The organism is Tabrizicola sp. (assembly GCF_041919135.1).
Classification (GTDB): Bacteria; Pseudomonadota; Alphaproteobacteria; order Rhodobacterales; family Rhodobacteraceae; genus Tabrizicola.
This window is the reverse complement of sequence record NZ_JAYRUJ010000005.1, coordinates 119,407-144,563: the sequence shown is the minus strand read 5'-3', so window position 1 is coordinate 144,563 and position 25,157 is coordinate 119,407. Positions and strand designations below refer to the sequence as shown.

28 protein-coding genes are annotated in these 25,157 nt (G+C 66.6%); 10 read left to right on the top strand and 18 right to left on the bottom strand.

Features of this window, described 5'->3' with window-relative positions; all coding sequences use genetic code 11:
- Positions 1-2 precede the first annotated feature (2 nt).
- From ACE3UA_RS05975 to ACE3UA_RS05940, 8 genes are all read right to left on the bottom strand, one after another.
- Complete coding sequence (locus ACE3UA_RS05975) at positions 3-272, bottom strand: hypothetical protein (RefSeq protein WP_374643510.1); 270 nt, start codon at positions 270-272, stop codon at positions 3-5.
- Entirely contained in the window at positions 269-1,636 is a 1,368-nt protein-coding gene (locus ACE3UA_RS05970) for a DUF6638 family protein (protein ID WP_374643509.1), read from the bottom strand. Before ACE3UA_RS05970 ends, ACE3UA_RS05975 begins: the two co-directional genes overlap by 4 nt.
- A 2-nt stretch (positions 1,637-1,638) precedes the next feature.
- Complete coding sequence (locus ACE3UA_RS05965; protein WP_374643508.1) at positions 1,639-2,229, bottom strand: hypothetical protein; 591 nt, start codon at positions 2,227-2,229, stop codon at positions 1,639-1,641.
- Positions 2,230-2,234: 5 nt separating this feature from the next.
- Positions 2,235-2,621, bottom strand: a complete 387-nt coding sequence (locus ACE3UA_RS05960) for a hypothetical protein (protein WP_374643507.1) — start codon at positions 2,619-2,621, stop codon at positions 2,235-2,237.
- A complete protein-coding gene (locus tag ACE3UA_RS05955; RefSeq protein WP_374643506.1) occupies positions 2,618-4,543 on the bottom strand; it encodes an ATP-binding protein in 1,926 nt (641 codons plus the stop codon). Before ACE3UA_RS05955 ends, ACE3UA_RS05960 begins: the two co-directional genes overlap by 4 nt.
- A 72-nt stretch (positions 4,544-4,615) precedes the next feature.
- Complete coding sequence (locus ACE3UA_RS05950; protein ID WP_374643505.1) at positions 4,616-5,743, bottom strand: hypothetical protein; 1,128 nt, start codon at positions 5,741-5,743, stop codon at positions 4,616-4,618.
- A complete protein-coding gene (locus ACE3UA_RS05945; RefSeq protein WP_374643504.1) occupies positions 5,736-5,936 on the bottom strand; it encodes a hypothetical protein in 201 nt (66 codons plus the stop codon). The genes ACE3UA_RS05950 and ACE3UA_RS05945 overlap by 8 nt, the downstream gene beginning before the upstream one ends.
- A gap of 116 nt (positions 5,937-6,052) precedes the next feature.
- Positions 6,053-7,123, bottom strand: a complete 1,071-nt coding sequence (locus ACE3UA_RS05940) for a hypothetical protein (protein WP_374643503.1) — start codon at positions 7,121-7,123, stop codon at positions 6,053-6,055.
- Between the two features lie 316 nt (positions 7,124-7,439).
- On the opposite strand from ACE3UA_RS05940, the gene ACE3UA_RS05935 reads away from it, so the two are divergent.
- Positions 7,440-7,964, top strand: coding sequence for a redoxin family protein (locus ACE3UA_RS05935; RefSeq protein ID WP_374643502.1), 525 nt, complete (start codon positions 7,440-7,442; stop codon positions 7,962-7,964).
- Between the two features lie 13 nt (positions 7,965-7,977).
- Here ACE3UA_RS05935 and ACE3UA_RS05930 read toward each other — a convergent pair whose 3' ends face one another.
- The 10 genes from ACE3UA_RS05930 to ACE3UA_RS05885 all read right to left on the bottom strand — a co-directional run bounded on the left by ACE3UA_RS05930 (position 7,978) and on the right by ACE3UA_RS05885 (position 15,949).
- On the bottom strand, positions 7,978-8,382 hold the full coding sequence (locus ACE3UA_RS05930; protein ID WP_374643501.1) for a bacteriohemerythrin: 405 nt from the start codon (positions 8,380-8,382) through the stop codon (positions 7,978-7,980).
- An 18-nt stretch (positions 8,383-8,400) separates the two neighbouring features.
- Positions 8,401-8,931 carry a hypothetical protein gene (locus ACE3UA_RS05925; RefSeq protein ID WP_374643500.1) on the bottom strand — a complete coding sequence of 177 codons (531 nt, stop codon included), beginning with the start codon at positions 8,929-8,931 and terminating at the stop codon, positions 8,401-8,403.
- Entirely contained in the window at positions 8,928-10,496 is a 1,569-nt protein-coding gene (locus tag ACE3UA_RS05920; protein WP_374643499.1) for a cytochrome b N-terminal domain-containing protein, read from the bottom strand. The genes ACE3UA_RS05925 and ACE3UA_RS05920 overlap by 4 nt, the downstream gene beginning before the upstream one ends.
- Positions 10,493-11,323 (bottom strand): SCO family protein, encoded by an 831-nt coding sequence (locus ACE3UA_RS05915; protein ID WP_374643498.1) that lies wholly within the window; start codon positions 11,321-11,323, stop codon positions 10,493-10,495. Before ACE3UA_RS05915 ends, ACE3UA_RS05920 begins: the two co-directional genes overlap by 4 nt.
- Positions 11,311-12,192 carry a heme o synthase gene (gene cyoE / locus ACE3UA_RS05910; RefSeq protein ID WP_374643497.1) on the bottom strand — a complete coding sequence of 294 codons (882 nt, stop codon included), beginning with the start codon at positions 12,190-12,192 and terminating at the stop codon, positions 11,311-11,313. The genes ACE3UA_RS05915 and cyoE overlap by 13 nt, the downstream gene beginning before the upstream one ends.
- A gap of 23 nt (positions 12,193-12,215) precedes the next feature.
- Positions 12,216-13,946, bottom strand: coding sequence for a cbb3-type cytochrome c oxidase subunit I (locus ACE3UA_RS05905; RefSeq protein ID WP_374643496.1), 1,731 nt, complete (start codon positions 13,944-13,946; stop codon positions 12,216-12,218).
- A gap of 12 nt (positions 13,947-13,958) precedes the next feature.
- On the bottom strand, positions 13,959-14,513 hold the full coding sequence (locus ACE3UA_RS05900; RefSeq protein ID WP_374643494.1) for a hypothetical protein: 555 nt from the start codon (positions 14,511-14,513) through the stop codon (positions 13,959-13,961).
- Positions 14,514-14,525: 12 nt separating this feature from the next.
- Positions 14,526-14,702: a hypothetical protein gene (locus tag ACE3UA_RS05895; RefSeq protein ID WP_374643492.1), complete on the bottom strand. Its 177-nt coding sequence runs from the start codon at positions 14,700-14,702 to the stop codon at positions 14,526-14,528.
- Positions 14,703-14,996: 294 nt separating this feature from the next.
- The gene (locus ACE3UA_RS05890) at positions 14,997-15,281 is read right to left on the bottom strand and encodes a DUF1330 domain-containing protein (RefSeq protein ID WP_374643490.1); all 285 of its coding nucleotides are present in this window, start codon (positions 15,279-15,281) and stop codon (positions 14,997-14,999) included.
- Entirely contained in the window at positions 15,278-15,949 is a 672-nt protein-coding gene (locus ACE3UA_RS05885) for a GntR family transcriptional regulator (protein WP_374643488.1), read from the bottom strand. The genes ACE3UA_RS05890 and ACE3UA_RS05885 overlap by 4 nt, the downstream gene beginning before the upstream one ends.
- Positions 15,950-16,047: 98 nt before the next feature.
- Between ACE3UA_RS05885 and ACE3UA_RS05880 the strand changes: the two genes are divergently transcribed.
- From ACE3UA_RS05880 to ACE3UA_RS05840, 9 genes are all read left to right on the top strand, one after another.
- On the top strand, positions 16,048-16,650 hold the full coding sequence (locus tag ACE3UA_RS05880; protein WP_374643486.1) for an amino acid synthesis family protein: 603 nt from the start codon (positions 16,048-16,050) through the stop codon (positions 16,648-16,650).
- Complete coding sequence (locus tag ACE3UA_RS05875; RefSeq protein WP_374643484.1) at positions 16,622-17,416, top strand: alpha/beta fold hydrolase; 795 nt, start codon at positions 16,622-16,624, stop codon at positions 17,414-17,416. Before ACE3UA_RS05880 ends, ACE3UA_RS05875 begins: the two co-directional genes overlap by 29 nt.
- A complete protein-coding gene (locus ACE3UA_RS05870) occupies positions 17,413-18,339 on the top strand; it encodes a flavin reductase family protein (protein WP_374643482.1) in 927 nt (308 codons plus the stop codon). The genes ACE3UA_RS05875 and ACE3UA_RS05870 overlap by 4 nt, the downstream gene beginning before the upstream one ends.
- A complete protein-coding gene (locus tag ACE3UA_RS05865) occupies positions 18,336-19,373 on the top strand; it encodes an LLM class flavin-dependent oxidoreductase (RefSeq protein WP_374643481.1) in 1,038 nt (345 codons plus the stop codon). The genes ACE3UA_RS05870 and ACE3UA_RS05865 overlap by 4 nt, the downstream gene beginning before the upstream one ends.
- 13 nt (positions 19,374-19,386) lie before the next feature.
- Positions 19,387-20,850 (top strand): aldehyde dehydrogenase, encoded by a 1,464-nt coding sequence (locus ACE3UA_RS05860; protein WP_374643479.1) that lies wholly within the window; start codon positions 19,387-19,389, stop codon positions 20,848-20,850.
- A 97-nt stretch (positions 20,851-20,947) separates the two neighbouring features.
- Positions 20,948-21,937 carry an MDR family oxidoreductase gene (locus ACE3UA_RS05855; RefSeq protein ID WP_374643477.1) on the top strand — a complete coding sequence of 330 codons (990 nt, stop codon included), beginning with the start codon at positions 20,948-20,950 and terminating at the stop codon, positions 21,935-21,937.
- A 395-nt stretch (positions 21,938-22,332) separates the two neighbouring features.
- Positions 22,333-22,953 (top strand): 30S ribosomal protein S4, encoded by a 621-nt coding sequence (gene rpsD, locus ACE3UA_RS05850; protein WP_374643475.1) that lies wholly within the window; start codon positions 22,333-22,335, stop codon positions 22,951-22,953.
- An 80-nt stretch (positions 22,954-23,033) separates the two neighbouring features.
- Positions 23,034-23,570, top strand: a complete 537-nt coding sequence (locus tag ACE3UA_RS05845) for a TIGR00645 family protein (RefSeq protein WP_374643473.1) — start codon at positions 23,034-23,036, stop codon at positions 23,568-23,570.
- 40 nt (positions 23,571-23,610) lie between these two features.
- Positions 23,611-25,023 (top strand): homospermidine synthase, encoded by a 1,413-nt coding sequence (locus ACE3UA_RS05840; RefSeq protein ID WP_374643471.1) that lies wholly within the window; start codon positions 23,611-23,613, stop codon positions 25,021-25,023.
- Positions 25,024-25,157: the final 134 nt, after the last annotated feature.

The following is a 25,157-nucleotide window of genomic DNA, read 5'->3' as shown; positions in this document are numbered from 1 at the left end:
CCCTACTGCCAGTTGATGACTGCGACGATGGTCACGAAAACCACCATCGGAATGATATAGATAAGCCAGAGCAGCCGTTTTTTCAGCCCGTGCTCGTAGGCGTTCATGCCTTCCTCGACAAAGGCGTCGCGGTCGCCGCCAAGCCCCTGTTCCGCCCATTGCTTTTCCAGCTTCTCGCGCCGGACGCTGCGCGAGTAGATGCCGACGATGAAATAGACGATGGTCAGCCCGACCAGGGCAAAGGCGAAAAGCCGCAGCCAGCCGATGATCATCTCCGCCCTCCGATGCTTCCCCAAGGCCCCGTTCCGCCCCATGGCCCGCGCGCGGGTTTCGGACCCTCGGCCATCTGCGGGCGGTGTGCCTCGTCCATCCCCGGCTCCGGCCCGAACAGGGCCGTTCGCGCCCCTTCCCGGTCCACCTGATACTCCCGCGCAAGGAAATCGGCCACATAGGTCTTCTTGCGGTCGGACCAGGTGGCATATTGTGCGTAGAAAAGCTCCTTGTGAACGATGAACATCTGCCGCACGTCCATCGGCGACAGTTCCGACAGAAGCATGTTCACCAGGTCGCGCTCCGGCCCCTTGCCGCGCAGGGTATAGAAATAGGCCGGATGCTCGCTGGTGATCTTCGGCCAGGGCCCGCCGGCCTCGACCCAGCGGAGCAGCGCCGCGAGGCCGAGGAACTCCTCGGGCAGGGCGCTTCCCAGCTTGTAGGCCACCTTGCGCAACTCGGTCCGCCGCGCGTCGCCGACCTCGATCCCCAGCCGGTCGGCGGCGTCGATCAGGATGAAATCCATCTTCTGCCGCAGGATCGCCGCCGCATCCGTGCCGCGCGCCTGCACGATCGGCTCCACCAGCCCGTTCCGCTCCAGCCAGTCGGCGATCTGGTTGCGGTGCGTCAGGTCCATGACCTGCGCCACCGGCACCTCACCCAGCGACCGCCAGTCCAAGACCGAGATCGCCGCCGGATAGCGCACGCCCTGGAAGATGTAGACCCCGCCGAAATGGCTGGTCCAGAAGTTCGCCTGCGCGAAGGTCATCGCCGGCAGCGCAATCGGCACCCGCGTCACGTCGCCCGTCTTTTTCGCCAGCGTGATCATCTCGGCCACCAGCAGGTCGTCGCGCCACCCGTCCGGCTCCTGCCGGAACCGCTCGATCAGCTTGGCGAGCTTGCCCGCATCCGCCACATGCCCGCCGATCGTATCCGCCTCGACCGTCACCTGCCTTATGTCGAACAGCCGCGCGGGCGTATCCACCGCATAGACCGAATTCTGCAGCTCCCCCGCCACCGCATCCCGCGCCGTCAGCGCAAAGAGCTGCGCCTCGTTGGTCGCGATGAACTGGGTCAGGATCCCTCGGGACGTGGAGAACTTGATGTTGAGGAGAGGCGCATCCTTCTGCGCCGTGGTGAGCAGGATGAACTGCCGGTTCGCCCCGTTGGGGTTGAGGTAGAGGTCGTCATTCAGCTCATCCCCGATCTCCGGCGAATAGCCGGAGAGGTCGATGTGGAAATCGTCGAGCTTGGTGGTCTTGCCGGTCAGATGCTTGAGCGCCCGGTTGTAGCGTTCGACAAGGGCGGGCGAGGAGACCTCGATCAGGTTCCCGAACATGAGACCGCGCTGGATGAGGCGTTTCATGGCTACGACAGCTTCTTTTGTTTCAACGCTTTCTCGATCATCTGCTGGACTTCGGCGAGCATCATTCCAACGCTTCTCTTTTCCTCATTGACACCAAAGAAGTCGCTCTTCCAAGAATGATGGACCGATGTTGCGCTTTCCCTTTGACTTGTTGAAATCTTCGGGTTGATTGCCGAAACGCCGCTCAGAACTGCACCACGAACGATATGCTCAATATCGGAAACCCTATTTTGGATTTCATCAAAGTCGTCGTCCCAAACGATGATTGCCTCTGCGATATATGATTCGAACATTGTGAACGCATTTTCGAGTATTTCGCAGTACGCAGCGGCTTGCTCAGCCGCTGCCGTATGCGCATCAACTCGATGCTCTTCCGAGCTATCCTTATCATACTGAAAGTATGCTACTTTCGGGAAAGCCAAAACTACACGTTTGAACTCAAAGAACGATTGCATCGTGTTGACAGCTAGTCCCCGCCCTTGCTGCCATCTGGTCTGCCGCTTCCACGCTGAAAGCCCCAACCACGCGATCAGAACGCCAACAACCGCTGCCAAGGCGGTCACAATCGATTGGATGTTCTGAAGGGTCTCCACTCCTATCACCCCATCCCCCCTTCACCATCCACCATCCGCTCCCCCAACCGCCGGTTCAGCTCCTGCGCCTTCACCAGCCAGACGGACCCCAGCACCGGGCCCCACAGCAGCGCGAACAGCGCCGACCGCCCCAGGAAGAACCCCGCCCGCTCCAGCGGAGCCTTGAGGACTACCGCCCAGACCCCCTCCTTGATCGCCGCATAAAGCCCGGCCGCCAGCCCAGCCCCCACGACCAGCGCCACCAAAGCCGTCACCCCCACCGCCCGCGAAAGCCTCGCCCGCGACAGGTTCCCCCGCCCCGCCATCCACCCGGGAAGCCAGACCACCAGCGCACACAACCCCGCCAGCGGCAGGATCGCGTTCCACAGGGTCATGGTCAGCGGCTCGTTCACTTCCCCTCCATGTACCTTCTCTTCGCCTCTTCCGTCCGCCCGAACTCCCGCACCATCGCCTCGATGGCCACCTCGTCCGACTTGTCGGCATAGCGGAACTCGGAATCGGCGTAGCGGTTGATCTCCTGGATCACCATCTCCACAGTGATCGGGGTCATGAGACCTTTGATCATCGAAAGCTTCTCGTCATAGGGCTTGAAGAGGAACAGGTCCGGCTCTGCCATCCATTCATCCGGCAGCTCAAAATCCATCGCCCGGACCTTCACCGCATCGGTGATGTTCTTGATCGCCCGCCCCGTGAACCGCTCATCCGCCTGCTGGATCGCCTTCAGGTAAGCCCCCATCTTGGCCAGCGTATCCAGCTTGCCGATTTCACCCGAGACCTTGTCCCAGACCTTCAGCAACCCCTCCTCATGCGGCTTCGAATAGCCCTCAAACGAAGCCGCCACCGCCTTCCTGATCTCCTGCGCCGCGAACAGCTGATGGTCCCCCACGGGGATGGAATGGTTCTTGCCCAACAAGAGTGAGAGAATATCAATGTAATCCTCCCGGCTTTGCGGCCCGTCGACCAGGAACCGCGCCCCGGCCCTTTGCCGCAGGGCGTCGTCCACGTTCTCCGGGTAGTTCGAGAACATCCCGAAGGTGCAGTTCCCCCGCACCACCGTGCCCGCCCCGGCGAAGGCCTGCATGAAGACCGCCGTCACCTCCTGCTGCCCGGCGGAGGACTGCCGGTCCCCCCGTTTCCCCGCCACCTGGTCGATGTCGTCGATGGTCCCGAAGCCGATCACGCTCGGATCAATCACCGCATCGATGAAGGCCTTGGCGTTCTGCCCCGACTTGCCCTGATAGCTGTCGATCTGGTCGATGGAGAAGTTCTGGTAGCGGAACGGATAGCCCGCCACCTTGCAATAGCCGTCCAGCAGCCCCGCCATCATCTGGATCAGCGTGGTCTTCCCCGTCCCGGGCTTGCCATCCCCCATGAAGGTGAAGATGAACCCGCCGAGTTCCGCGAACGGATTCAGCCGCCGCTCGAAGTCATAGGCCATCAGCATCTTCGCCAGCCGCATCGACTGGTACTTGGCGATGTGGTTCCCCACCACCTCATGCGGCTGCTTGAAGGCCATGACGATGGACCCGCCCTTCGCCGCCTTCGCCGGCTTGAACCCGGCAATCGTCAGCCCGTCCGCCTCCACCTTCCACGAGCCAGAGGTAAACACCGAGGTCCGCGCCCCGTTCTCGGCCCGGATCTGCACCTTCTTCATCAGTGCCTCGGCAAAGGCCGACACCACCGCCACCAGCTTCACATCATCCGTCGCCAGCGCCCCGATGTCCTGATCCAGCTCCCACAGCGCCCCCTGCAAGGCCAGCGGAGCATTGTCGGTCAGCACCTCCTCCACCTCGCCCAGTTCCACCGTTCCCGGCCCGACATGCGGCGCGATCAGATAGGCCAGCGCATTGGCGAAGGTGAACAGCACCACCAGCGCCTCGCCCTGCAACAGCTCGCCGAACTCCGCCCGCTTCGGCTCCGGCACCCGCCCCTCCAGATTCGCCTTCTTCAGCTCCGCCAGCCCCGACTGCGCCGAGAAGGTCTCCCCCATCGCCAGCGCAATCGCGAGGCTGCGCCGCAACGCATTCAGCACCGCCGCCTGCACCGGCGAGACGAGCCCATCCCCCAGCCCCTCGATCCGCTCCGAGAGCCGCACCCCGCCCGGCCGCGCCGTCGACCGTGTCGCCATGCCTGGCACCGTCGACCGGAACGTGGGCCGGGTGCCAATGCCCGGCGACCGCTCCGCCTGAACCGCCTGGACCAAAGGCTTCGCCAGCCGCGGCGCGTGATCGAAGCCGAAGACCATCCCCAGCGCCGCCTCATACTGCGCCCGGACCGCCTCTTCCTTCAGCTCCATCGTGTCGCGCGTGCTCATCGGCAAAGCCCTTTCATACTGGCGAAAATATCCCGGGGGTCCGGGGGCAGCGCCCCCGGCGGCCTCCCCAAATCACAACGTCGGAATCAACCGCCCCCCGGCCCCGACCACAAACTTGCGCAACCCCTGCAAGCCCCTCGGATTCTGCTCCACCAGCACCTGATAGGGCTTCTCCGGCAGGATGATCATCCGCTCCTGCCGCGTGGCCCCAAGCTCCGCCCCCGCCACCGCATCCAGCCTGTAGACCTGCCGCCCGACGGTCGAGAACCAGCCGTCCTTCACCTCTTCCTCGCGGTCGCTGACCAGATCCTCCACCGTCCAGACCAGCGCCCAATCCTCGCCCTCGGGAGCCTTCGCCCCCTCCAGCACCTTCGAAATCGGCCCCGACTGCAGCGTGAAGCTTGCCGAATACATCGGCCCCAGGATGATCCGCCGCAGGCGCTTGGGGTGCAGCCCCTCGAAATCCTTGTCGAACCCGGTGGCAATCGTCACCAACTTCAGCCCACCCACAGACTGCGCCATCAGCGCCTGCTGCACCTGCGGCCAGCGATAGGCGTCGTTCGGCAGGGGCTTCTTGCCGCTGTCTTCCACGTCCATCAGATAGACCACCGGCAGGTTGACCTGAGTGTCCCAGACCGCCCAATGCACCAGGAAGTGCCGCCGCTCGCCCAGGTCCTCGATCCACTGCGCATCCGGATCGTTCCGCGCCCAGAAGATGCCGCCGGCCAAGAGCGCCTCATAGTAGTACCGCTGGGACAATGCGAACTGGAGTGCGGTGGGGATCGTCATGTCCCCTACGATCTGCCGCACCATCCGGTCCTTCAGCTCGGCTTCCGAGGGCATGCCCGCCAGGTGCTTCTCCGCCTGCTGGGCATCGACGGCCATCGTCATCAGCTCCTGAGCCACTGGAAACCCGCTCTCATGCCGGTCGATGGTAAGCTTGGGCGCCCCCTCGCCCCGCCCGGTCATCAGGTACTTGTTCGACAGCGCCCGGAAGGTCCCCGCCACCGCCGTGAGATACCGCCCCAGCACCCGCGCCTCGGTCCGGGTCAGCTTCCCCTCCGCCTCCACCTCGGCCGCGACCCGGCCAAGATAGCTGGTGATGCCGTCGAACTTGGCAAAATAGCGCCGGGCGGTGAGCGTGTCATACAGCTCGGCATGGTCCGAGGTGAGGACGTCCTTGACGGTTGGGTCAGGCATCGCGGTCGCGACCTTCGCTATCAAGCCACAGAAAAAGCGACATCGGACTTACGGCCATTTGCCTCCGATATCCTTCATTGCCCTCCAGGACGCGATGATAAAACGCCTTTTGCACGGGTCTCATCAGCCCACCAAAAACAAGAAGAACAGTCCCGAGGAAGACCAGCACGAGGCAGATGTTTGCGCCAAACATAGCCAGGTCCTTTCTTCCGTTCCCGGCCAACAGATAGATGGCTCCAAACACGAGACCTCCGAGGAGCAACAGAATTGCTCCCCACTTCCCGCTCCACCGCGTCTGATCGCTAAAGGTCACTCCCCATACGCATTCTTGTCGTGCTTCTCGACAATCGCGGCGAACCGCCGCGCGAACCGCTCATCCGCCTTCGCCTTCTGCTCCAGGATCTGCCGGGCAAAGACCATGTGCCCCTCATGCGCCTCCAGCATGTCGGCCATCTTGTCGTTCGTGGCCGCCCCGATCGCCGCCATCGCGGTCTGCGCTTCCTGGTCGGTCTTCACCCCGATCTCGTTGATCCTATGCGCCACGTCCTGCTGCTGGGCGGTCTTCAACGAACTGGTCAGCGCGTCATAAAGCACCACCCGCTGCTTGGTGTCGGTCTGGAGCTTGTTGATCAGCACCAGCTGCGTCGCCGCCTGGTTCTGCAATGAATCAACCCAAGTCTTGCCCTTCTCGATGTATCGCTCCAGCGTCTGCGACTTCGCCAGCTTCACCTGCTCGTCCTGCACCAGCGCGTTGTACTTGGCGTTCAGCGTCGCCAGCTCCGTCTCCAGCTTGGTCCGCGCCGCCGCGTCCTGCTCGACCGAGATCTTGTTCTCCAGCTCGATGATCCTCGGGTCCATTCCCGCGATCTCGGCCCGCACCGCCTCCAGCGCGCCCACCGTGTCCTCGCGCTCCACCAGCGTCCCGGCCAGGTTCGCCTCCACCTTGGTCTTCTGCCCGTTCAAGAGGTTCAACTGCCCCTGCAACAGCTTCACGATCACGTCCGACTTGGAAATCAGATCCTGCAGCTTGTCATCGACGGAAGCCGAGCGCATCCGCTCCTGCCGCATCGATTCCGCCTTGGCGGACGAGAAGATGCCGATGAAGCTCTCCATCCCGGTCTTCGTGCGCATCTCGTTGAACTCGGCCGAAAAGCCCGCCGTCACATCGTCCAGCCCCATGATCAGTTCGGCGATGTTGGCGTTCATCAGGTCGGTATGCTTGTGGACATCCTCCAGCGTGGCGTTCTCCACATCCAGCTCGGTGCCCTGGTCCAGCTTCGACCGCGCTTCCTCGATCCGGCTGGTGATGGCCGAAATCTTCGCCTGGGCCTCGGCGACCTGCGCCTGGCTTTCCCTGATCTGCGTCTCGAAATCGGCCATCCGACCCTCCGTTGGTCCAACCCTGCATCACATAATGATGTAACAGCGAATTACATCAACCCGGCACCGGATTTTCGGCAGCCTCGAACGCAACTCTTGCAGCAACGCACCCCATCCGCCAAGTGCGGAATACCGGGGGGCGCTGCGGCTTTGGTTGGCGTCCGGGCACGCATGGGCCACCAGATGTCGGAACCGGCGATTGCCGATTCCAGCCGGGATATGGATTTGCTATGCTTTCCGGGCCCTGATCTGGCAGGGGGTGCGGAGGCCTGCCTTGCGCATATCTCGCAAGCCGATGCGGCAGGGGGCCGCTTTGATGGCCGGCCCGCTGGCGCTGCTGCTGGCGCTTGGCTGGTTCGTCGGCCTTGGCATGCCGAAGAACGGAGAGGCGGCCCCGCCGCAGCCGCCGACCGGCCAGGCGATCGGCGGATTTTCCCTGCCTCCGCTTGCCGGTAAGGACGGCGGGCTTGCCGAAACGGACCTGCTGGGCAAGGTTTCGGTGGTGAACTTCTGGGCCTCGTGGTGCCAACCCTGCCGCGAGGAGATGCCGCTTCTGCAGGAACTGGCGGCGATGCCGGGCGTCACCATCTTCGGGATCAACTCCAGCGACCGCCCGGCGGCGGCGCGGCGGTTCCTGTCGGTCGCGGGGGATCCTTTCGCGCGGATCGGCGCGGACGCGGACGGTGCCGTGGCGAAGGCCTGGGGGGTCTACGGGCTGCCGGCGACCTTCGTGGTCACGGCCGAGGGCCGCGTCGCGCATGCGCTGATCGGGCCCCTGGACCGCGACCTGCTGGAGCGGGAGATCCTGCCGCTGCTCGCCGGGCCTTCACCGGCGCGTTGAACCCCGGCGGGGATCAGTGCCCATGCGGGCCAAGCCGGTGATGCAGGCGCGAGTCGTGGGTCTTGAAATGGTCGGTGAACCAGGCCTCCAGCACCTTTGTCAGCCGGTCGGCCGTGTCGGTCCGGCCGATGCCGACGCCGTCCATGATGTCGCGCAGGCTGTCCAGAAGGCGCTCGTGGTCCGTCTTGTGCGGGGTCAGCTGATCGTAGTGCGCGCGTCGCATCTGGTTTTCCTCTTGCGCGAAATGCGCCGAGATCGCCTGGAACAGGTCGCCGAGCGAGCGGTCGACATCGGCGCCGGGCCGCCCGTCCAGGATCGCCCCGGCCGCGATGTTCACCAGATCGACCAGTTCGCGGTGTTCGTGATCGACGGCGGGGTCGCCGACGCTGAACTCGGGCTTCCAGGCGATGGGGGACATGGCGGTCGCTCCATTGGGTCAGTGCAGGAAGAACCTGCCCGCCGAGGCGTCGAAGTCGATGGCCTGACTTTGCGCCGGGACAAGGTCTATGTCGAAGGTAGCTTCCTGGGTGAAGCCGGCAACCGCAGGGTCGTCGCGCATCCGAAGATCGACCTTGTAGTGCCCGGCGGGTAGTTCGAAACGGTGGTAGATGCGCGAGGGGCCGCTGCCCGCCAGGCCGCTGGGGGCGAGGTCGGCGGCAAGGACGGGCTGGCCGTCGATGTCCATCTCGATCCGCACCGGCGCACGGCGGCGGTCGCAGATCTGGGCGTCGCGCATGTTGGGGGGAAGTTTCGCCAGCTCGGCCTCGGTGCGGTCGCGGCAGTTGCGCGCGCCGCTGTGGCTGAAGCTCAGCCGCAGCACGGCCGCTCCGGGCGCAAGGCTTTGCCATGCGGGCCAGGCCGACAGCGCCGCCGTGGCAAGCACGGTCGCCAGGGACACCGCGCCGCCCAGCAGAAGATGCCGGGCGCGGCCGCGCCAGTCGATCCCGAAACGGCCCGGCCCGGTCATTTCGCGCCCTCCTGCATCTCGTCGGGGTCCGCCTCCAGCTTCCGGGCCCCTTCAAAGGGCGGAAGCGCGGCGAGGCGGGCCGAGAAACCGGCCAGTTCGCTGTCCAGCCGGGCGGCTTCGGTGGGCCCGGTCCAGACCGTCATCAGCCTTTCGCGCGGCACCCGCGCCCGCAGGTAGGGGTCGCGGGTGCGGTCGAAGCGGGCCTCGGTCCAGGCGATGCCAAGGCGGTTGTAGCAGTCCCGCTCGGCGCATCCGGCGACGGCGACGCCATCGGCAAGGTCGCGGCTGATGATGAAGTCGATCAGCGAGGGCGGCGCCATCGCCACGCAGGGCAGGACCACCCGGCCCGGAGCGCCCTCTGCCGCCGCGCCATGCGCACAGGCCAGCGTCAGCACCCGGCCCTGGCCGCCCTCCAGCGCCGAGGCGGCCGCGATCACCTCGGCCCGGACCTGCGCCAGCGGGCGCTCGGGCAGGTCGATGCCGGTGACCAGCGGGCCGGAGCGGCGGAAGGGGGTGGACGAAGGGCAGGATCCCATGCAGATGCCGCAGGCGACGCAGCGGGCGGCATTGACCTCGACCTCATGGGTGAAGGGCAGCCCGTCGCTGCGCGGCACCAGGGTGATCGCGGCATAGGGGCAATCGGCGACACAGCGCGAACAGCCGTTGCAATGGTCAAGGAACACCTCCGCCGCCGCCCCTTCGCGCCGGCGCGGCAGCCAGGGCAGGCCCGCCAGGATCAGGGTGAAGGCCAGCACGCCGCCCCAGATCACCCCGGCCGGAACGGATTCGATCACCGGGTAAAGCGACAGCAGGAACCAGTCGATCCCCACCGCCTGCGGCATGGTGGCAAGGTCGGCGGCCTCTTGCGAGACGGCCGGCACCAGCAGCGACCCGACGGCAAGACCGGCCAGCGTGATCACGGCCAGCCCGCGCGGCGGCCGGGTGCGCGCCTCGGTGATGCGCTGGATATGGATCCACATCAGCAGCAGCAGCAGCAGCGGGATGGCGATGTGCAGGAACACCATCAGCGTGAAGAACCGGCTGGACAGGGTCTGCGGCGACAGGAAGTTGCGGGCGATCGGCTCGGCGAAGATGCCCAGCGTGTCCAGAAGCTCGGTCGTGGTCAGGGCGACATATTGCGCCAGCTTGTCCCAGACCAGCCAATAGCCGGTGATGCCCGAGAGGTAGACGAACCAGATCACGAAGACCCCGGTAAGCCAGGAAAACCAGCGTTTGCCGCGGTATCGGTCCATCGCCCATTCGCGCAGCAGGTGCAGGAACATCATCAGCACCATCAGGTCCGAGGCATAGCGGTGCAGGCTGCGCGACAGTCCCGCATGCCACCAGTGGTCGTTGGTCAGCCACTCGATCGAGGCATGGGCCTGGGTGACGCCGGTGTCGAAGAAGATGAACAGGTAGATCCCCGTCACCGCGACCGTCCAGAACAGGAACCAGCCGATCGGGCCAAGCTGGGCCAGCGGGTTCCAGTCCGGCCCGAAGGCGCGGTCAAGGATGCGTTCGGCCCGGTCGAAACCGTTGCGGACCCAAAGGCGGGGGTTGATCATGACGCGGCCTCGTTCCGTCCCCGCAGCGACCGCAGCGCGCGTCTCCGCTCCAGCCAGAGTCGCAGGATGAAGAATCCGGTCAGAAGCAGCGAGGCCGCGCCGAAGAAGATGCCGAAGAAGATGCCGTAGTCAAAGCGATAGGCGCCGGTCAGCGGATTGTAGACGGTGCAGAGGAAATTGATCCGGTTCCACAGGTCCTGCGGCGCGAGCGAGCGGGTATGGGTGCCCAGCACCAGTTCCTTCAGCGGCTGGATCAGCACCTGCGGCGGGAAGGCCTCGCCATAGATCTGGCGGTAGACGGTGCCATCGGCGTCCAGGATCGACGTCTGCGTCACATGCTCGAAACTGCCGGCAAGGGTGGCGTAGGAAAAGCCCAGTTCCGCAAGGAAGGCAGCGGTCGTCTCGGGATCGGCGCTGGCGATCCGCCAGCCGTCGATGCCGGTCAGGTCATGCGTCCCGGCAAAGGCGGCAAGCTGTGCCGGCCGGTCGCCGCTCGCGTCGAAGCCGAAGGTGAGGATGCCGAACCCGTCGCCGACCGCGCGGCGGGCCGTGACGACCTGCTCGCGCAGGTAGTCGGTGGTGATCGGGCAGACCGTGGCGCAGCTGGTGTAGACCAGTGAGACCACCAGCGGCTTGCCGCGCAGGTCGGCCAGGGCAAGCGGCCGGCCGTTGTGATCGGTCAGCACATGGTCCGAGACCCGGCCGCCGATCGCCGCCTGGCTTTGCTCATAGGCGGTCTCGGCATCGAGGCGCGGTGTATCCGCCCAGGCGGCAGGGGCAACGGCCAGCAGGCTTGCGGCAAGGCAGGCGGTCTTCAGAACGCCCATGCCAGGCCCCGATCCAGCACCACGCCCAGCGACAACAGGGCGAACTGGCCCAGCGAGGCGCGGAAGGTCGATCTGGCCGCCTGTTTCGACGGCTGGTTCGTCAGCCGCCAGCTGGTGACGAGGAACCAGAGGCCCCCGCCCGCCGCGCACAGCCAGTAGACCGGGCCAAGGCCGAAGAACACCGGGCCAAGCGACAGGACCACCAGCACCGCGACATGGAGGAAGATCACCGGCCCCCAGGTCTCGGGTCCGGTCACGACCGGCAGCATCGGGATCCCGGCGCGGCGGTAATCCTCCTGGCGCAGGGCGGCCAGCGCCCAGAAATGCGGCGGGGTCCAGAGGAAAAGGGTGGCGGCAAGCAGGATCGGCACCGGCCCCAGCGCGGGGCCGAAGGGATCGGCCGCCGCCGCCGCCCCCGCCAGCAGCGCGAAACTGCCCGCCGCGCCGCCGATCACCACGTTCCAGACCGTTCGCTTCTTCAGCCAGAGCGTATAGACCACGCCATAGGTGAAGGCGCCGAGGAAGATCAGCACGGCCGCCAGCGAGCCGCCGACCGACCAGCCCATGATGATCGAGGCCGCCAGAAGCATGGTGAAGGTCAGGGGCCAGATCGGCCCCTCCTTCAGCCGGCCGCTGGCAAAGGGCCGGTTGAAGGTGCGCGCCATCAGCCGGTCGGTGTCGCGCTCGAAATACTGGTTGAAAGCCCCCGCCGCGCCGGAAGCGCCCAGCACGGCGAGGGTGAAGACGGCCGCTTCAAGCCAGCCCAGTCGGCTGCCGCCGGTCATGATTCCGACCAGTGCGGCAAGTGCGATGAACGAGCCGATCCGCAGTTTCAGGATCGAGACGGTCATGGTCATGGCGTCACGCATGGGCTGGCTCCTGTCAGTTCGGTTCAGTTGAAAAGCCAGAGTTCCGACAGATACTTCCAGTTCACGAAGTAGTAGAGGATGAAGCAGGCGAAGAAGATGCCGACCAGGATCAGCGTCCCCGGAAGCTTCAGCGTGGCGTGGCTGCCGTATTCGCTGACCGACTCGCGGCTCTTGTCGTGCAGCGGGAAGGTCAGTTTCGCGCCCGGCTGGTCAAGCCGTGGCCCGGCAAGGATCGAGCCGACGACGATCACGATGAACATCACCCCGCCGATGGCCGCCATGACGGCGGAGATCCCGTTCAGCCCCATCATCAGATAGGCGGCTGCCGGAAACTCGTAGGCATGGGCCGCGTCGGTCAGCGACATGTCCCAGTGCCGCCGCGCCACGCCCAGCGTGCCCGCCCCCATCATGAACAGCGAGATGCCGCCCGCGCCGATGCCGAAGACGAAGGGTTGCCACTTCGCCAGACCCGGCCAGAGGATGTCGCGCTGGAAGATCAGCGGCACCACCAGGTAGGTCATCGCCATGAAGGCCAGCGTCGTGCCCGCCACGACCGTGCCGTGGAAGTGGCCCGGAACGTAGATCGTGTTGTGCATCAGCACGTTCAGCTGTTCCGTCCCCAGCACCACGCCCGAGATCCCGCCGATAAAGCCGAACATCACCAGGCTCAGGAACATGCCGGCAAAGGCCGGATTGCCCCAGGGCGCCTTGGTCAGCCATTCGAACGCGCCGCGGGTAAAGCCGTTGCGGCGCTGCGCCGCCTCGATCGCGCCGGGCACGGTCAGGCCGTGGATCATCGAGCCCATGACCGCCAGATACATCATGTAGGAGGTGTTCACGATCTTCCAACTGGAGGACATGCCCGGCTCGGCCAGGATATGGTGGGCCGAGGCGAGTTGCAGGAACAGGATATACATGAAGAAGGCCATCCGGCTGACCTTCTCGGACAGCGGTTTCGCCCCCACGACCATGGCCCCGATCGCATACCAGATCGACACATGCGCCGAGACGTTGATCTGCTGGCTGGAATGGCCCATCCCCCACCAGACCACCTTGTACATCAGCGTGTCGATGTTGGTGATCAGGCCCAGCGACCACAGCCAGGTCGGGATCAGGATGATCGCCCCCGAGGCCAGGGTGAAGACGGCGATGATGCCGGCCGTGATCGCGCCGAAGGTGACCAGCGGCACCGATCCGTCATAGGTCTTGTCGTTCTTGGCGATGACCAGCGTCCAGAAGAAGATGAAGACCGCGACCAGCGCGCCGACCGCGAAGATGATCAGCGACAGGTAGAACCACTGCGAGGCCATCATCGGCGGATACGAGGTGAACATCACCGTCGAATCGCCGCGCAGCACCGCATAGTTCGCCATCACCGCGCCCACCACCATCAACAGGAAGGCGAACCAGGCGACCCTCGGGGCTGCCAGCCGCGACCCCAGGATCACGGCCGAGGCAAAGTAAAGCACCGCGATCTCGAAGAAGATGATCCAGAACAGAAGCACGTTGGCCCCGTGTCCGGTCAGCACCAGATAGAACCATTCCGCCGGCAGAAGCTGCACCGCGGGCCAGCGGGTCAGGGCCACCATCAGGCCCATCACCCCGCCAAGCGCCAGGAACAGCACCGCTGCCACGGCATTCGCCTTGATCAGCGCCTCGGCGCTGGCCTCGATCCTCAGCCCCGAGAAGCGGCAGGTCCGCCACGAGGTTCCCGTGCGCGTTCCGTTCAGCGCACCCTGGTCGATTGTGGTCATCTCTGTTCCCCCTCAATCCACGATCCGGATGCGCCCGGTCATCGTGTGATGGCCGATCCCGCAGAATTCGTTGCAGACGATGCCGAACGCCCCGCTTTCCGTAGGAGTCAGGGTGATGATGTGCTCGTATCCCGGATGGACCGAGATGTTGATGTTCGTCGGCTGCAGCGAGAAGCCGTGCTGCCAGTCGGCCGAAGACAGGTGGATGCGGTAGCTTTCACCCTTCTTCAGTTCGAGGATGGGCCAGAACTCCCACAGCCGCGCCAGGATATAGGCGTCGCCGCCGACGGGCGGCCGGACCACCGGGACCCCGTCCTCCTCAAGCGGCGTGCCGTCGTCGCCCACGGCCTGGAACTCGGCCGCAAAGGCCTCGACCCGTTCGGCATAGACCTCGGGCTTGATCTTGTAGGTCTCGTTGGACAGGTTCTGCTGGCCGATGAAGTGCCAGGCGATCATGAAGAAGAACATGAACAGCCCCCAGAGGAAGGCGATCACGATCCAGGCCAGTTCGATGCCGTGGATCGGCTCCTTCCACCAGAGCCGGTTTGAAGGCGGGTGAATTGCCATGGTTGCCCCCGCTCAATCTGCTACGGGGATGGAGGCGATCTCCATGACCCCCCAGACGATGTAAAGCACCGTCGGGATGGTGATCCCGAGGAACAGGAGCAGGAACGGATTGTCCAGGACCTGCTGCATGAAAGGCTCGTCCCTCGGAGGGCTCCCGTCTTTCGCCGGGGCCTCGGTCTTGTCGTCCATTTCTGTCCCTCCCTGATTTTGGGCGGACACAGCGTCATCTCCGTGGAAAACAATACTTCCCGTTCCCTCGACGCCGCCGCCGGGATTGCTTGCAAACACCTCTTTTCAGGTCGTCACCGGAACTTGCCGAACACAGATGTCCGGTGCAGCACATCTCCGCGCCTTGGATGCGATGTGAGCTAGGGCAAAGTAACGCATGAAACGCGACAGGCAGACTTGATCTAAGTCAATGCAAAGGCTGGCCGGCCGGGAATTGGCATCGAAGATGCGACTTCGACTGCAGCCTGCGCGCGGTCAGACGCCATCCACGATGGTGACATGCGCGATGGCCGCCCTGTCGCGATAGCGCCGGGCTTCCCGATAGGCCGCCGAGTCGTAGCAGGCCCGCGCCTCGGCCAGCGAGGCAAAGCGGATGATCACATGCCGCTGCATCTCCGGCCCCTCGCGGACCTCGGCCTCGCCGCCCCGCGCCAGGAAGGTGGCGCCATGGTCCGCAAAGACGCGCGCGGCGTGTTCCTGGTACTGCTTGTAGACCTCGGGGTCGGTCACGGTGACATGTGCGATCCAGTAGGCGCTCATGGCGATGTCTCCAGGGTCTGGCGGGCGATCTCGGCCGCGTCGCGCAGGTGGTCGTTGACCGCGGCGGCGGCGGCTTCCGGATTGCGGGCGCAGATCGCCTCGCAGATGCGCGCCATATGGGCGGGTCCTGAAACGCGCCGGTTCGAACTCGCCAGCGTCAGCGCGCGCAGCCGCGAGATCCGCCCGTTCAGCCGCTGCACGATATCCCAGGCGATGTTGTGGCCCGCGGCGCGGAAGATGACCTCGTAGAAGGCGGTCGTCGCGGCATAAAGCCGGGTGGGGCTGCCGTCGGCGAAGCTGCGGTTCAACTCGGCCAGCGCGGCGCGCAGCCTTGTGGCGGTGGCCTCGTCGGCCGCTCTGGCGCAATCGGCGGCGGCGTCCGCCTCGAGCAGGCGGCGAATATCATAGATCTGGCGGGCGTCCCGCCAGTCAAGCCGCGCCACGACCGGGCCCGAGCGGGGCTGGGTCTCGACCAGCCCTTCCGCCTCCAGATAGCGGATCGCCTCGCGCACGATCGAGCGGGAGACGCCAAGCTGGTCGCACAGCGCCCGCTCGACCAGGCGCTCGCCCGAGGTGAAGCGGCCCGAGATGATCGCCTGGCGCAGCTTGTCCACCGCCAGGGCGCGCAGGGTCGTGACGGGATGGTCGATGCGAAGGTCCTGTTCCATGCGCGCAGCCTAGGCGGCGGGAGACGGTTCTGCAACAGGTTCTTGACATATGGTCATCTGGTATACCAACATACCGCACAGAGAGAAGGAGACCGCCGATGCCCGCAGAGATTCGCAAGACCCTGACGCTGGTCGAAACCACGCTGGTCGAGGGCGGGCGCGCCGCGCCGGTCCCGCTCAAGCTGATCGCGGCGGTGGCCGTGCTGAAGAATCCCTGGGCCGGTCGCGGCTTTGTCCAGGACCTGAAGCCCGAAATCCACGCCGTCGCCCCCGAACTCGGCGCGCTGCTGACCGGCATGATCCTCGACGCGGCGGGCGGGGCGGACCGGGTGGAGGGGTATGGCAAGGCGGCGGTGGTCGGGCTGGACGGAGAGCTGGAACATGCCAACGCCCTGATCCACACCCTGCGCTTCGGCAACCACTACCGCCAGGCACTCGGCGCCAAGACCTACCTCGCCTTCACCAACGTCCGGGGCCCGGCCAACTGTCCGGTGATGATCCCGCTGATGGACAAGCACGACGAAGGCCGCCGCTCGCATTACCAGACGGTGCATTTCTCGATCCCCGACGCGCCCGCCGCCGACGAGCTGGTCGTCGCGCTGGGGGCCTCCACCGGGGGCCGCCCGCACCACCGGATCGGCGACCGCTACCAGGACCTGAAGGACCTTGGCCATGATGTCGCGAACCCTGCGGCTGTCTGACGGGCTTGCCGTCCGCGTCCTTGCGGCGGGGACCGGCGCGCCGCTCCTGCTGATCCACGGCGTCGGCATGCGGGCCGAGGCCTGGGGGCCGCAGATCGAGGCCCTGTCGCCCGAATGCCGCGTGATCGCGGTCGACATCCCGGGCCATGGGGCAAGCGATCCCCTGCCGGGAACCCCGGGCCTTGCGGATTACGTCGCCTGGGCCGCGCGGGTGATCGAGGCGCTGGGTCTGGGTCCGGTCTCGGTTGCCGGGCATTCCATGGGATCGCTGATCGCCGCCGGGCTTGCGGTCGACCGTCCCGACCTGATCCGCCGCGCCGCGCTCCTGAACGGCGTCATCCGCCGCAGCCCCGAGGCCAGGGCCGCGGTTCTGGCCCGGGCCGACGAGATCGCCCTGGGCGGGGGCAATATCGACGGCCCGCTGGCGCGCTGGTTCGGCCCCGGCGAGGACGCGATCCGCGACCGGGTGGCGGGCTGGCTGCGCGCGGTGCCGCAGGCGGGCTATGCCGCCGCCTATCGCGCCTTCGCCGAGGGCGACGCCACCTATGCCGACCGGCTGGCCCGGATCCGCTGCCCGGTTCTGGCGATGACGGCGGATGGCGACGCCAATTCGACGCCCGGGATGAGCCGGGAGATGGCCGCGCTCGCGCCCTTCGGCCGGGCCGTCGTGATCACCGGCCACCGCCACATGCTGAACCTGACCGCGCCCGAGATCGTCACGGCGGAACTGCGCCGCTGGCTTGCCACCGAGGAGACCCTCGCATGACCGCCCTTGATCCACGCGCCCTGCGCGATGCCTTCGGCTGCTTCATGACCGGTGTCACCGTCGTCACCACGCTGGACGCCGCGGGCAAGCCCCTGGGGTTCACCGCGAATTCCTTCTCCTCCGTCTCGCTCGACCCGCCGCTCCTGCTGGTGTCGATCGCCAACAGCTCGGCCAACCTGGGCAACTTCACCGGCGGCAGGGGTTTCGCGGTCAATATCCTGTCCGAAAGCCAGAAGGACATCTCGGCCACGTTCGGGCGCCGCTCCTCCGACGACCGCTTCGCCCAGGTCTACTGGAAGCACGGGCCGGTCGGCTCGCCCCTGATCGCCGGGGTCTCGGCCTGGTTCGACTGCACGCTGGAGCAGGCGATACCGGCGGGCGACCATACCATCCTGATCGGCCGGATCGGCGGTTTCGAGGCCAGCCCGCATCCCGGCCTCGGCTATTATCGCGGCGCCTATACCACCCCGGCCGCGACGGCGGCCGAGCTTCCGGCCGGGCCGGATGTGGTGATCTCCGCCGTGCTCGAGGCGGCGGGGCAGGTGCTGCTGGTCGACGACGGGCGCGGCGGGCTGTCGGTGCCGATGGCGCGCGTCGGGCGCGAAGGGGTGCAGGCCGCGCTCGACGCCCTGATCGCCGGCGTCGGCGTTCAGGCCGAGGCGGGCTCGATCTACGCGGTCTATGAGGATTCGGGCACCCGGACCCAGCATATCGCCCTGCGCTGCCCCGCCGTCGCCGCCCGGCCCGCAAGGGGCGCCTTCGTGGAACTGTCGCGCGCGGGCGTTGCCGATGTGACCGACCCGGCGCTGCGCCATATGCTCGAGCGGCTGGCCGACGAATCCCGCATCGGCAACTACGGCATCTATTTCGGCAATCATCGGCAAGGCCGCGTGCAGCGCATCGCAGAGGACAGCAGCAAATGAAATTCTCGCTTTTCATCCATATGGAGCGCGTCTCGGCCGAGGATGACGAGAAGCGGCTTTACGACGAGATGATCGACCTGTGCCGCATCGCCGACGAGGGCGGGATGCACGCCATCTGGACCGGCGAGCATCACGGGATGAACTTCACCATCGCGCCCAATCCCCTGCTGAACCTGGTCGATCTGGCGCGGCGGACGAAGAATGTGCGTCTGGGCACCGGCACGGTGATCGCCCCCTTCTGGCATCCGATCCGCCTGGCCGGCGAGGCGGCGATGGCCGATATCATCATGGACGGACGGCTGGACCTTGGCATCGCCCGGGGGGCCTACAGCTTTGAATACGACCGGCTCCTGCCGGGGCTGGACGCCTGGAACGCGGGCGGCCGCATGCGAGAGCTGATCCCGGCGGTCAAGGCGCTGTGGGAAGGCGACTATACCCACGACGGCCAGTACTGGCAGTTCCCCCGGACGACCTCCTCGCCCAAACCCCTGCAACGACCGGGCCCGCCGATCTGGGTCGCGGCGCGCGATCCGAGCAGCCATGATTTCGCCGTCGCCAATGGCTGCAACGTGCAGGTGACGCCGCTGCACCTGGGGGACGAGGAAGTGGTCAGCCTGATGGACCGTTTCAACGCCGCCTGCGCCGCGCATCCAGAGGTGCCGCGCCCGAAGATCATGGTCCTGCGCCACGCCTATGTCGCCGACAGCGAGGCCGACGCTCAGCTTGCGGCACAGGAGATCAACCGCTTCTATTGCTACTTCGGCGCCTGGTTCAAGAACGAGCGCCCGATCACCCAGGGCCTGATCCAGCAGCTGACCGACGAGGAAATCGCCGCCCATCCGTTCTATTCGGCCGAGGCGATGCGCAAGAACCAGATCATCGGCGAACCGGCCGAGGTGATCGAACGGATCAAGGGCTATGAGGCGCTGGGCTATGACGAGTTCAGCTTCTGGATCGACACCGGCATGAGCTTTGCGCGCAAGAAGGCCTCGCTTCAGCGCCTGATCCGCGACGTGATGCCAGCCTTCGCCTGACAGGGGGACCGCGATGGACCGTTTCCAACACTATATCGACGGCCGGTTCGAGGACGGGGCGGAAAGCTTCGCCAGCGTCGATCCGGCCAGCGGCGCGCCCTGGGCGCTGATGCCGCTGGCCGATGCCGGGGATGTGGACCGGGCGGTGCAGGCGGCCCATCGCGCCTTCACCTCTCCGGCATGGGCGGGGATGACGGCCAGCGCGCGGGGCAAGCTTCTCTCTCGCCTCGCCGATCTGGTCCGGGCCGCCGCCCCCCGGCTCGCGGCGCTGGAGACCCGCGACACCGGCAAGATTATCCGCGAGACCTCGGCCCAGATCGCCTATGTGGCCGAGTATTACCAGTATTACGCCGGCCTCGCCGACAAGATCGAGGGCGCGCATCTGCCGATCGACAAGCTCGACATGGAGGTCTGGCTGCGCCGCGAGCCCGTCGGCGTGGTCGCTGCGATCGTGCCCTGGAACAGCCAGCTGTTCCTGTCGGCGGTCAAGCTTGGCCCGGCGCTGGCGGCGGGCTGCACGGTGGTGCTGAAAGCCTCCGAGGACGGGCCCGCGCCGCTGCTGGAATTCGCGCGGCTGGTGCATGAGGCGGGGTTCCCGCCCGGCGTCGTCAACATCCTGACCGGCGGGCCCGAGGCGGGCCGGGCGCTGGCCACGCATCCCAAGGTCGCCCATATCGCCTTTACCGGCGGGCCCGAGACCGCGCGGCATATCGTGCGGGCCAGCGCCGAGAACCTGGCCAGCACCTCGCTGGAACTGGGCGGCAAGTCGCCCTTCATCGTCTTCGACGACGCGGATCTGGACAGCGCCGCCAATGCCCAGGTCTCGGGCATCTTCGCCGCGACCGGGCAAAGCTGCGTCGCCGGATCGCGCCTCCTGGTGCAGCGCGGGGTCAAGGACGCACTTCTTGCCCGGCTGAAGGCCAGGGCCGAGGCCGTGGCCATTGGCGCTCCCGACCGGATGGAGACCGAGGTCGGCCCCCTCTGCACCGCCCGCCAGCGCGAGCGGATCCTGGCGCTGATCGCCCGCTCGACCGCCGCCGGGGCCAGGCTGGTCACCGGCGGGCAGGCGTCCGAAGGGCCGGGCTTCTACTTCCCGCCCACCATCCTGGACTGTTCCGACGCACCCGACGCCCCCGCCCTGGCCGAGGAGTTCTTCGGCCCGGTCCTCTCGGTTGTCACCTTCGACACCGAGGCCGAGGCGCTGGTGCTGGCCAATGACACCGAATTCGGCCTGGCCTCGGGCGTCTTCACCCGCAGCCTGACCCGGGCGCACCGGATGATCCGGGGCATCCGCGCCGGGGTGGTCTGGGTCAACACCTACCGCGCGGTCTCGCCCATCGCGCCCTTCGGCGGGCACGGGCTTTCCGGCCATGGCCGCGAGGGCGGGCTGGCGGCGGCGCTGGACTATACCACGGTCAAGACGGTCTGGCTGCGAACCTCGGACGAGCCGATCCCCGATCCCTTCGTCATGCGCTGAGCCTCCTCCCTGGCCGAAAGGAATGCGGCCGGGGGAGGTGGTTGACAAATCCGTCCGGGCGGGGCGCAACTGGGCCAGGTTCAGGAAGGAGGCCCCGATGTTCCGTGCGCTGGTTCTGGAGAAGGAAGGCGATGCGGCCGTGGCCCGTCTGCGCGAGCTGGACGAAAGCGCGCTGCCGCCGGGCGAGGTGACGGTGGCGGTCGAATATTCGACGCTGAACTACAAGGATGGCCTCGCGCTGTCGCCGAACGGCGGCGGGATCGTCAGGACCTGGCCGCATGTGGCGGGAATCGACTTCGCCGGCACGGTCGAGGCCAGCGACGATCCCCGCTACCGGCCGGGCGACAAGGTGGTCCTGACCGGCTGGCGGGTGGGAGAGGTGCATTGGGGCGGCTATGCCCAGAAGGCGCGGGTCAGGGCGGACTGGCTGGTTCCCTTGCCCGAGGGCCTGACCACGCGGCAGGCGATGGCGGTGGGGACGGCCGGGTTCACCGCGATGCTGGCGGTGATGGCGCTGGAGGAGCATGGCCTGACCCCGGACCAGGGCGAGGTGCTGGTGACCGGCGCGTCGGGGGGCGTGGGGTCGGTGGCGGTCGCGATTCTGGCCCGGCTGGGCTATCAGGTCGCGGCGGTGACGGGGCGACCGGAGACGGAAGCCTACCTGAAGGGCCTCGGGGCGGCCCGGACCGTGCCGCGGGCGGAACTGGCCGAGACGGTGAAGCGGCCCCTGGAGAGCGAGACCTGGGCGGGCTGCGTCGATGCCGTGGGCGGCGCGATGCTGGCGCGGGTGCTGGGGCAGATGAAACACGGCGGCTCGGTCGCGGCGGTGGGGCTGGCGGGAGGGGCGGCGCTGCCCGCCTCGGTGATCCCGTTCCTTCTGCGGGGGGTGAACCTGCTGGGAATCGACAGCGTGCCGGTCCCCTACGAGCGGCGGGTGCGGGCCTGGGGGCGGATCGTCACCGACCTGCCGATCGAGAAGCTGGAGGCGATGGTCCGGCCGGCGGGGCTGGCGGACCTGCCGGAGCTGGGGGCGGCGATCCTGAAGGGGGGCGTGCAGGGCCGGGTGGTGGTGGATGTGAACGGCTGAGGTCTGTCCACGCTGGACAGGCGGCGGATGCAAAGGGATTTCAAGGGGTTGGGTTTTGGCGTTAGGGGTTTGTTGAGGGTGGGCCCGACAGGCGACGCCATGCGGGCATGCGGCGCCTTCATCGACGGCCCGGTGCGCCCGCCGGCGGGAGGGCGCGGTCCGGTGCGGGGGTGGCGGGGGCTGTATGGTGCGCTGTAGCGCACCCTACGGTATTGCGCTGGCGGCTTTCCGTGGCGGCCGGGCCCCTGTTGACTCCCCCGGTTTCTTCTCTATAAGCCCGCCACGTCCCGGGTCACTCCCGGGGCTTTTCATTGGTGTTGGTGGCCCCCGCAAGGGGATGCCTGTCGCCCTTCGGGGAAAGGACAACGCCCTTCACACATCGAAGGAGATCAGCGGTGACCAAACGCACCTCTGCCAAGTACAAGATCGACCGCCGCATGGGCGAGAACATCTGGGGCCGTCCGAAGTCCCCGGTGAACAAGCGCGAATACGGCCCCGGCCAGCACGGCCAGCGCCGCAAGAACAAGCTTTCGGACTTCGGCACCCAGCTGCGCGCCAAGCAGAAGCTGAAGGGCTATTACGGCGACCTGACCGAAAAGCAGTTCCGCAAGATCTATGGCGAGGCCGAGCGCGTCAAGGGCGACACCGGCGAGATGCTGATCGGCCTGCTGGAGCGCCGCCTGGACGCGGTGGTCTACCGCGCCAAGTTCGTCCCGACCGTCTTCGCCGCCCGCCAGTTCGTGAACCACGGCCATGTGACCGTGAACGGCCAGCGCGTGAACATCGCCTCCTACCGCGTCAAGGAAGGCGACGTGATCGAGGTGCGCCAGAAGTCCAAGCAGTTGGCCATCGTTCTGGAAGCCGTGGCGCTGACCGAGCGTGACGTGCCGGACTATCTGGAAGTCGACCACAACAAGATGACCGCGAAGTTCGTGCGCACGCCCGGCCTGTCGGATGTTCCCTATCCGGTGCAGATGGAGCCGAACCTGGTCGTCGAATACTACGCGAAGAACTGATCCATCGGTGCGCCGTAGCGCACCCTACCCATCGGGGCCGCGCCGCAAGGTCGCGGCCCTTTTCTTTCCCGGAGCACGCCATGAGCGACAAACCCACCCTGGAAACCCGGTTCGAGCGCGGCCTGTTCGCCAGCCGCTGGCTGATGGCGCCGATGTATCTGGGTCTGGTGATCGCGCTGGGTATGATGGCGGTGATCTTCGTCCGCGAGCTGGTCCATTACCTGCCCAGGGTGATGGAGCTGACCCCCGAGCAGATGATCCTGGTGGCCCTGTCGCTGATCGACCTGACGCTGGCCGCCAATCTGCTGCTGATCGTGCTGTTCTCGGGCTATGAGAACTTCGTCTCGAAATTCGACTTCGACGCCGGGGCGGACCGGCCCGACTGGATGGGCAAGGTCGATTTCGGCGGGCTGAAGATGAAGCTCATCGCCTCGATCGTCGCGATCTCGGGGATCCACCTGCTGAAGAAGTTCATGGAGATCCGCGACATCGACACGGCCGTGAACTTCGGTGAATCCGAGATGCTCTGGCTGGTGGTGATCCACCTGACCTTCATCGTCTCGGGTGTCCTGATGGCCCTGATGGATTATCTTCAGGCCCGATCCTACAAGTCCTGACCCGCAGGTCCTGATCCGCATGTCCCGAGAGGAGTCCGCCATGTCGCAGCAAACCCATGCCCGGATCGAGGGCGCGCTGGTGATGATCGGCTTCGGCTCGATCGGGCGCGGCGTGCTGCCGCTGATCGAGCGGCACGTCGGGTTCGACCGCGCCCGCCTCACGGTGATCGAGCCTTCGGGCGATTTCGCTCATCTCCTGCGCGACCGCGGCCTGCGCCACCTCCGGCTTGCGCTGACGCCCGGGAATCTGGCCGAGGTCCTGCAAAGCCTGTTCCCGGAAGGGCGCGGGATGATCGTGAACCTTTCGGTCGATGTCGATTCGGTCGCGGTGATGCAACTCGCCCGCGAGATCGGGGTGCAGTATGTCGATACGGTGGTCGAGCCCTGGCCCGGCTATTATTTCGGCGACATGCCCAATGCCGAGCGGACCGGCTATCGGCTGCGCGAACGGGTGCGGGAGGCCCGCAAGGCCCATGCCGGCGGGCCGACGGCGGTGTCCTGCTGCGGGGCGAATCCGGGCATGGTGTCGTGGCTGGTGAAAGAGGCGCTCCTGCGGCTGGCGGCGGATCTGGGCGTCGCGGCCGAACCCCGCCGGCGCGAGGACTGGGCGGCGCTGATGCAGGGGCTGGGCGTCAAGGGGATCCATATCGCCGAGCGCGACACCCAGGTCTCGGCCCGGCCGAAGCCGCCGGGGGTCTTCGTCAACACCTGGTCGGTGGAGGGGTTCCTGTCGGAAGCCTTCCAGCCGGCCGAGCTTGGCTGGGGCACGCACGAGAGGAAGCTGCCGCCCGGCGGCCATGGCTTCGACTATGGGCCGGGCCATGCGATCTGGATCGACCGGCCGGGCGCGGATACCCGCGTGCGCAGCTGGTGCCCGGATGTCGGGCCGCAGTTCGGCTATGTCGTCACCCATAACGAGGCGCTGTCGATCCCGGAATACTATACGGTCCACGACGCGGGCCGTGCGGTCTATCGCCCGACCTGCCACTACGCCTATCACCCCTGCAACGACGCCATCCTGTCCCTGCACGAGGTCAAGGGCGCGGGCCGGCTTCCCGAGGCGCAGCATATCCTGGCGGTCGATGAGATCGTCTCGGGCGGGGACGACCTGGGGGTGCTGCTCTACGGCCATGCGAAGGGCGCGATGTGGTATGGCTCGCGGCTGAGCAACGACGAGGCGCGGCGGCTGGCCCCTTGGCAGAACGCCACCGGGATGCAGGTGACCGGGGCGGTGCTGGCGGCGATGGTCTGGGCGGCCGAGAACCCGGACGAGGGAATCGTCGAGGCCGACGAGATGGACCATGTCCGCTGCCTGGAGGTCCAGCGCCCCTATCTGGGCCGGATCGAGTGCCATTACACCGACTGGACGCCGCTGCGGAACCGGATCAACCATTTCGCCGAGGATCGGGACGAGGGCGACCCCTGGCAGTTCACCAACTTCCTGGTGCCGTGAGCCGTCGAATCGCGCGCTGGCCGTCCTCGCGTCGCCGGGGCTTCGTCCGCTTCCCCGGCTGATGGGGCTCTGAAGCCACGCGGAGCGGGGCAGGTCCGGTCCCGGCGTGTCATTGCTCTGGCCTTGTGCGCGCG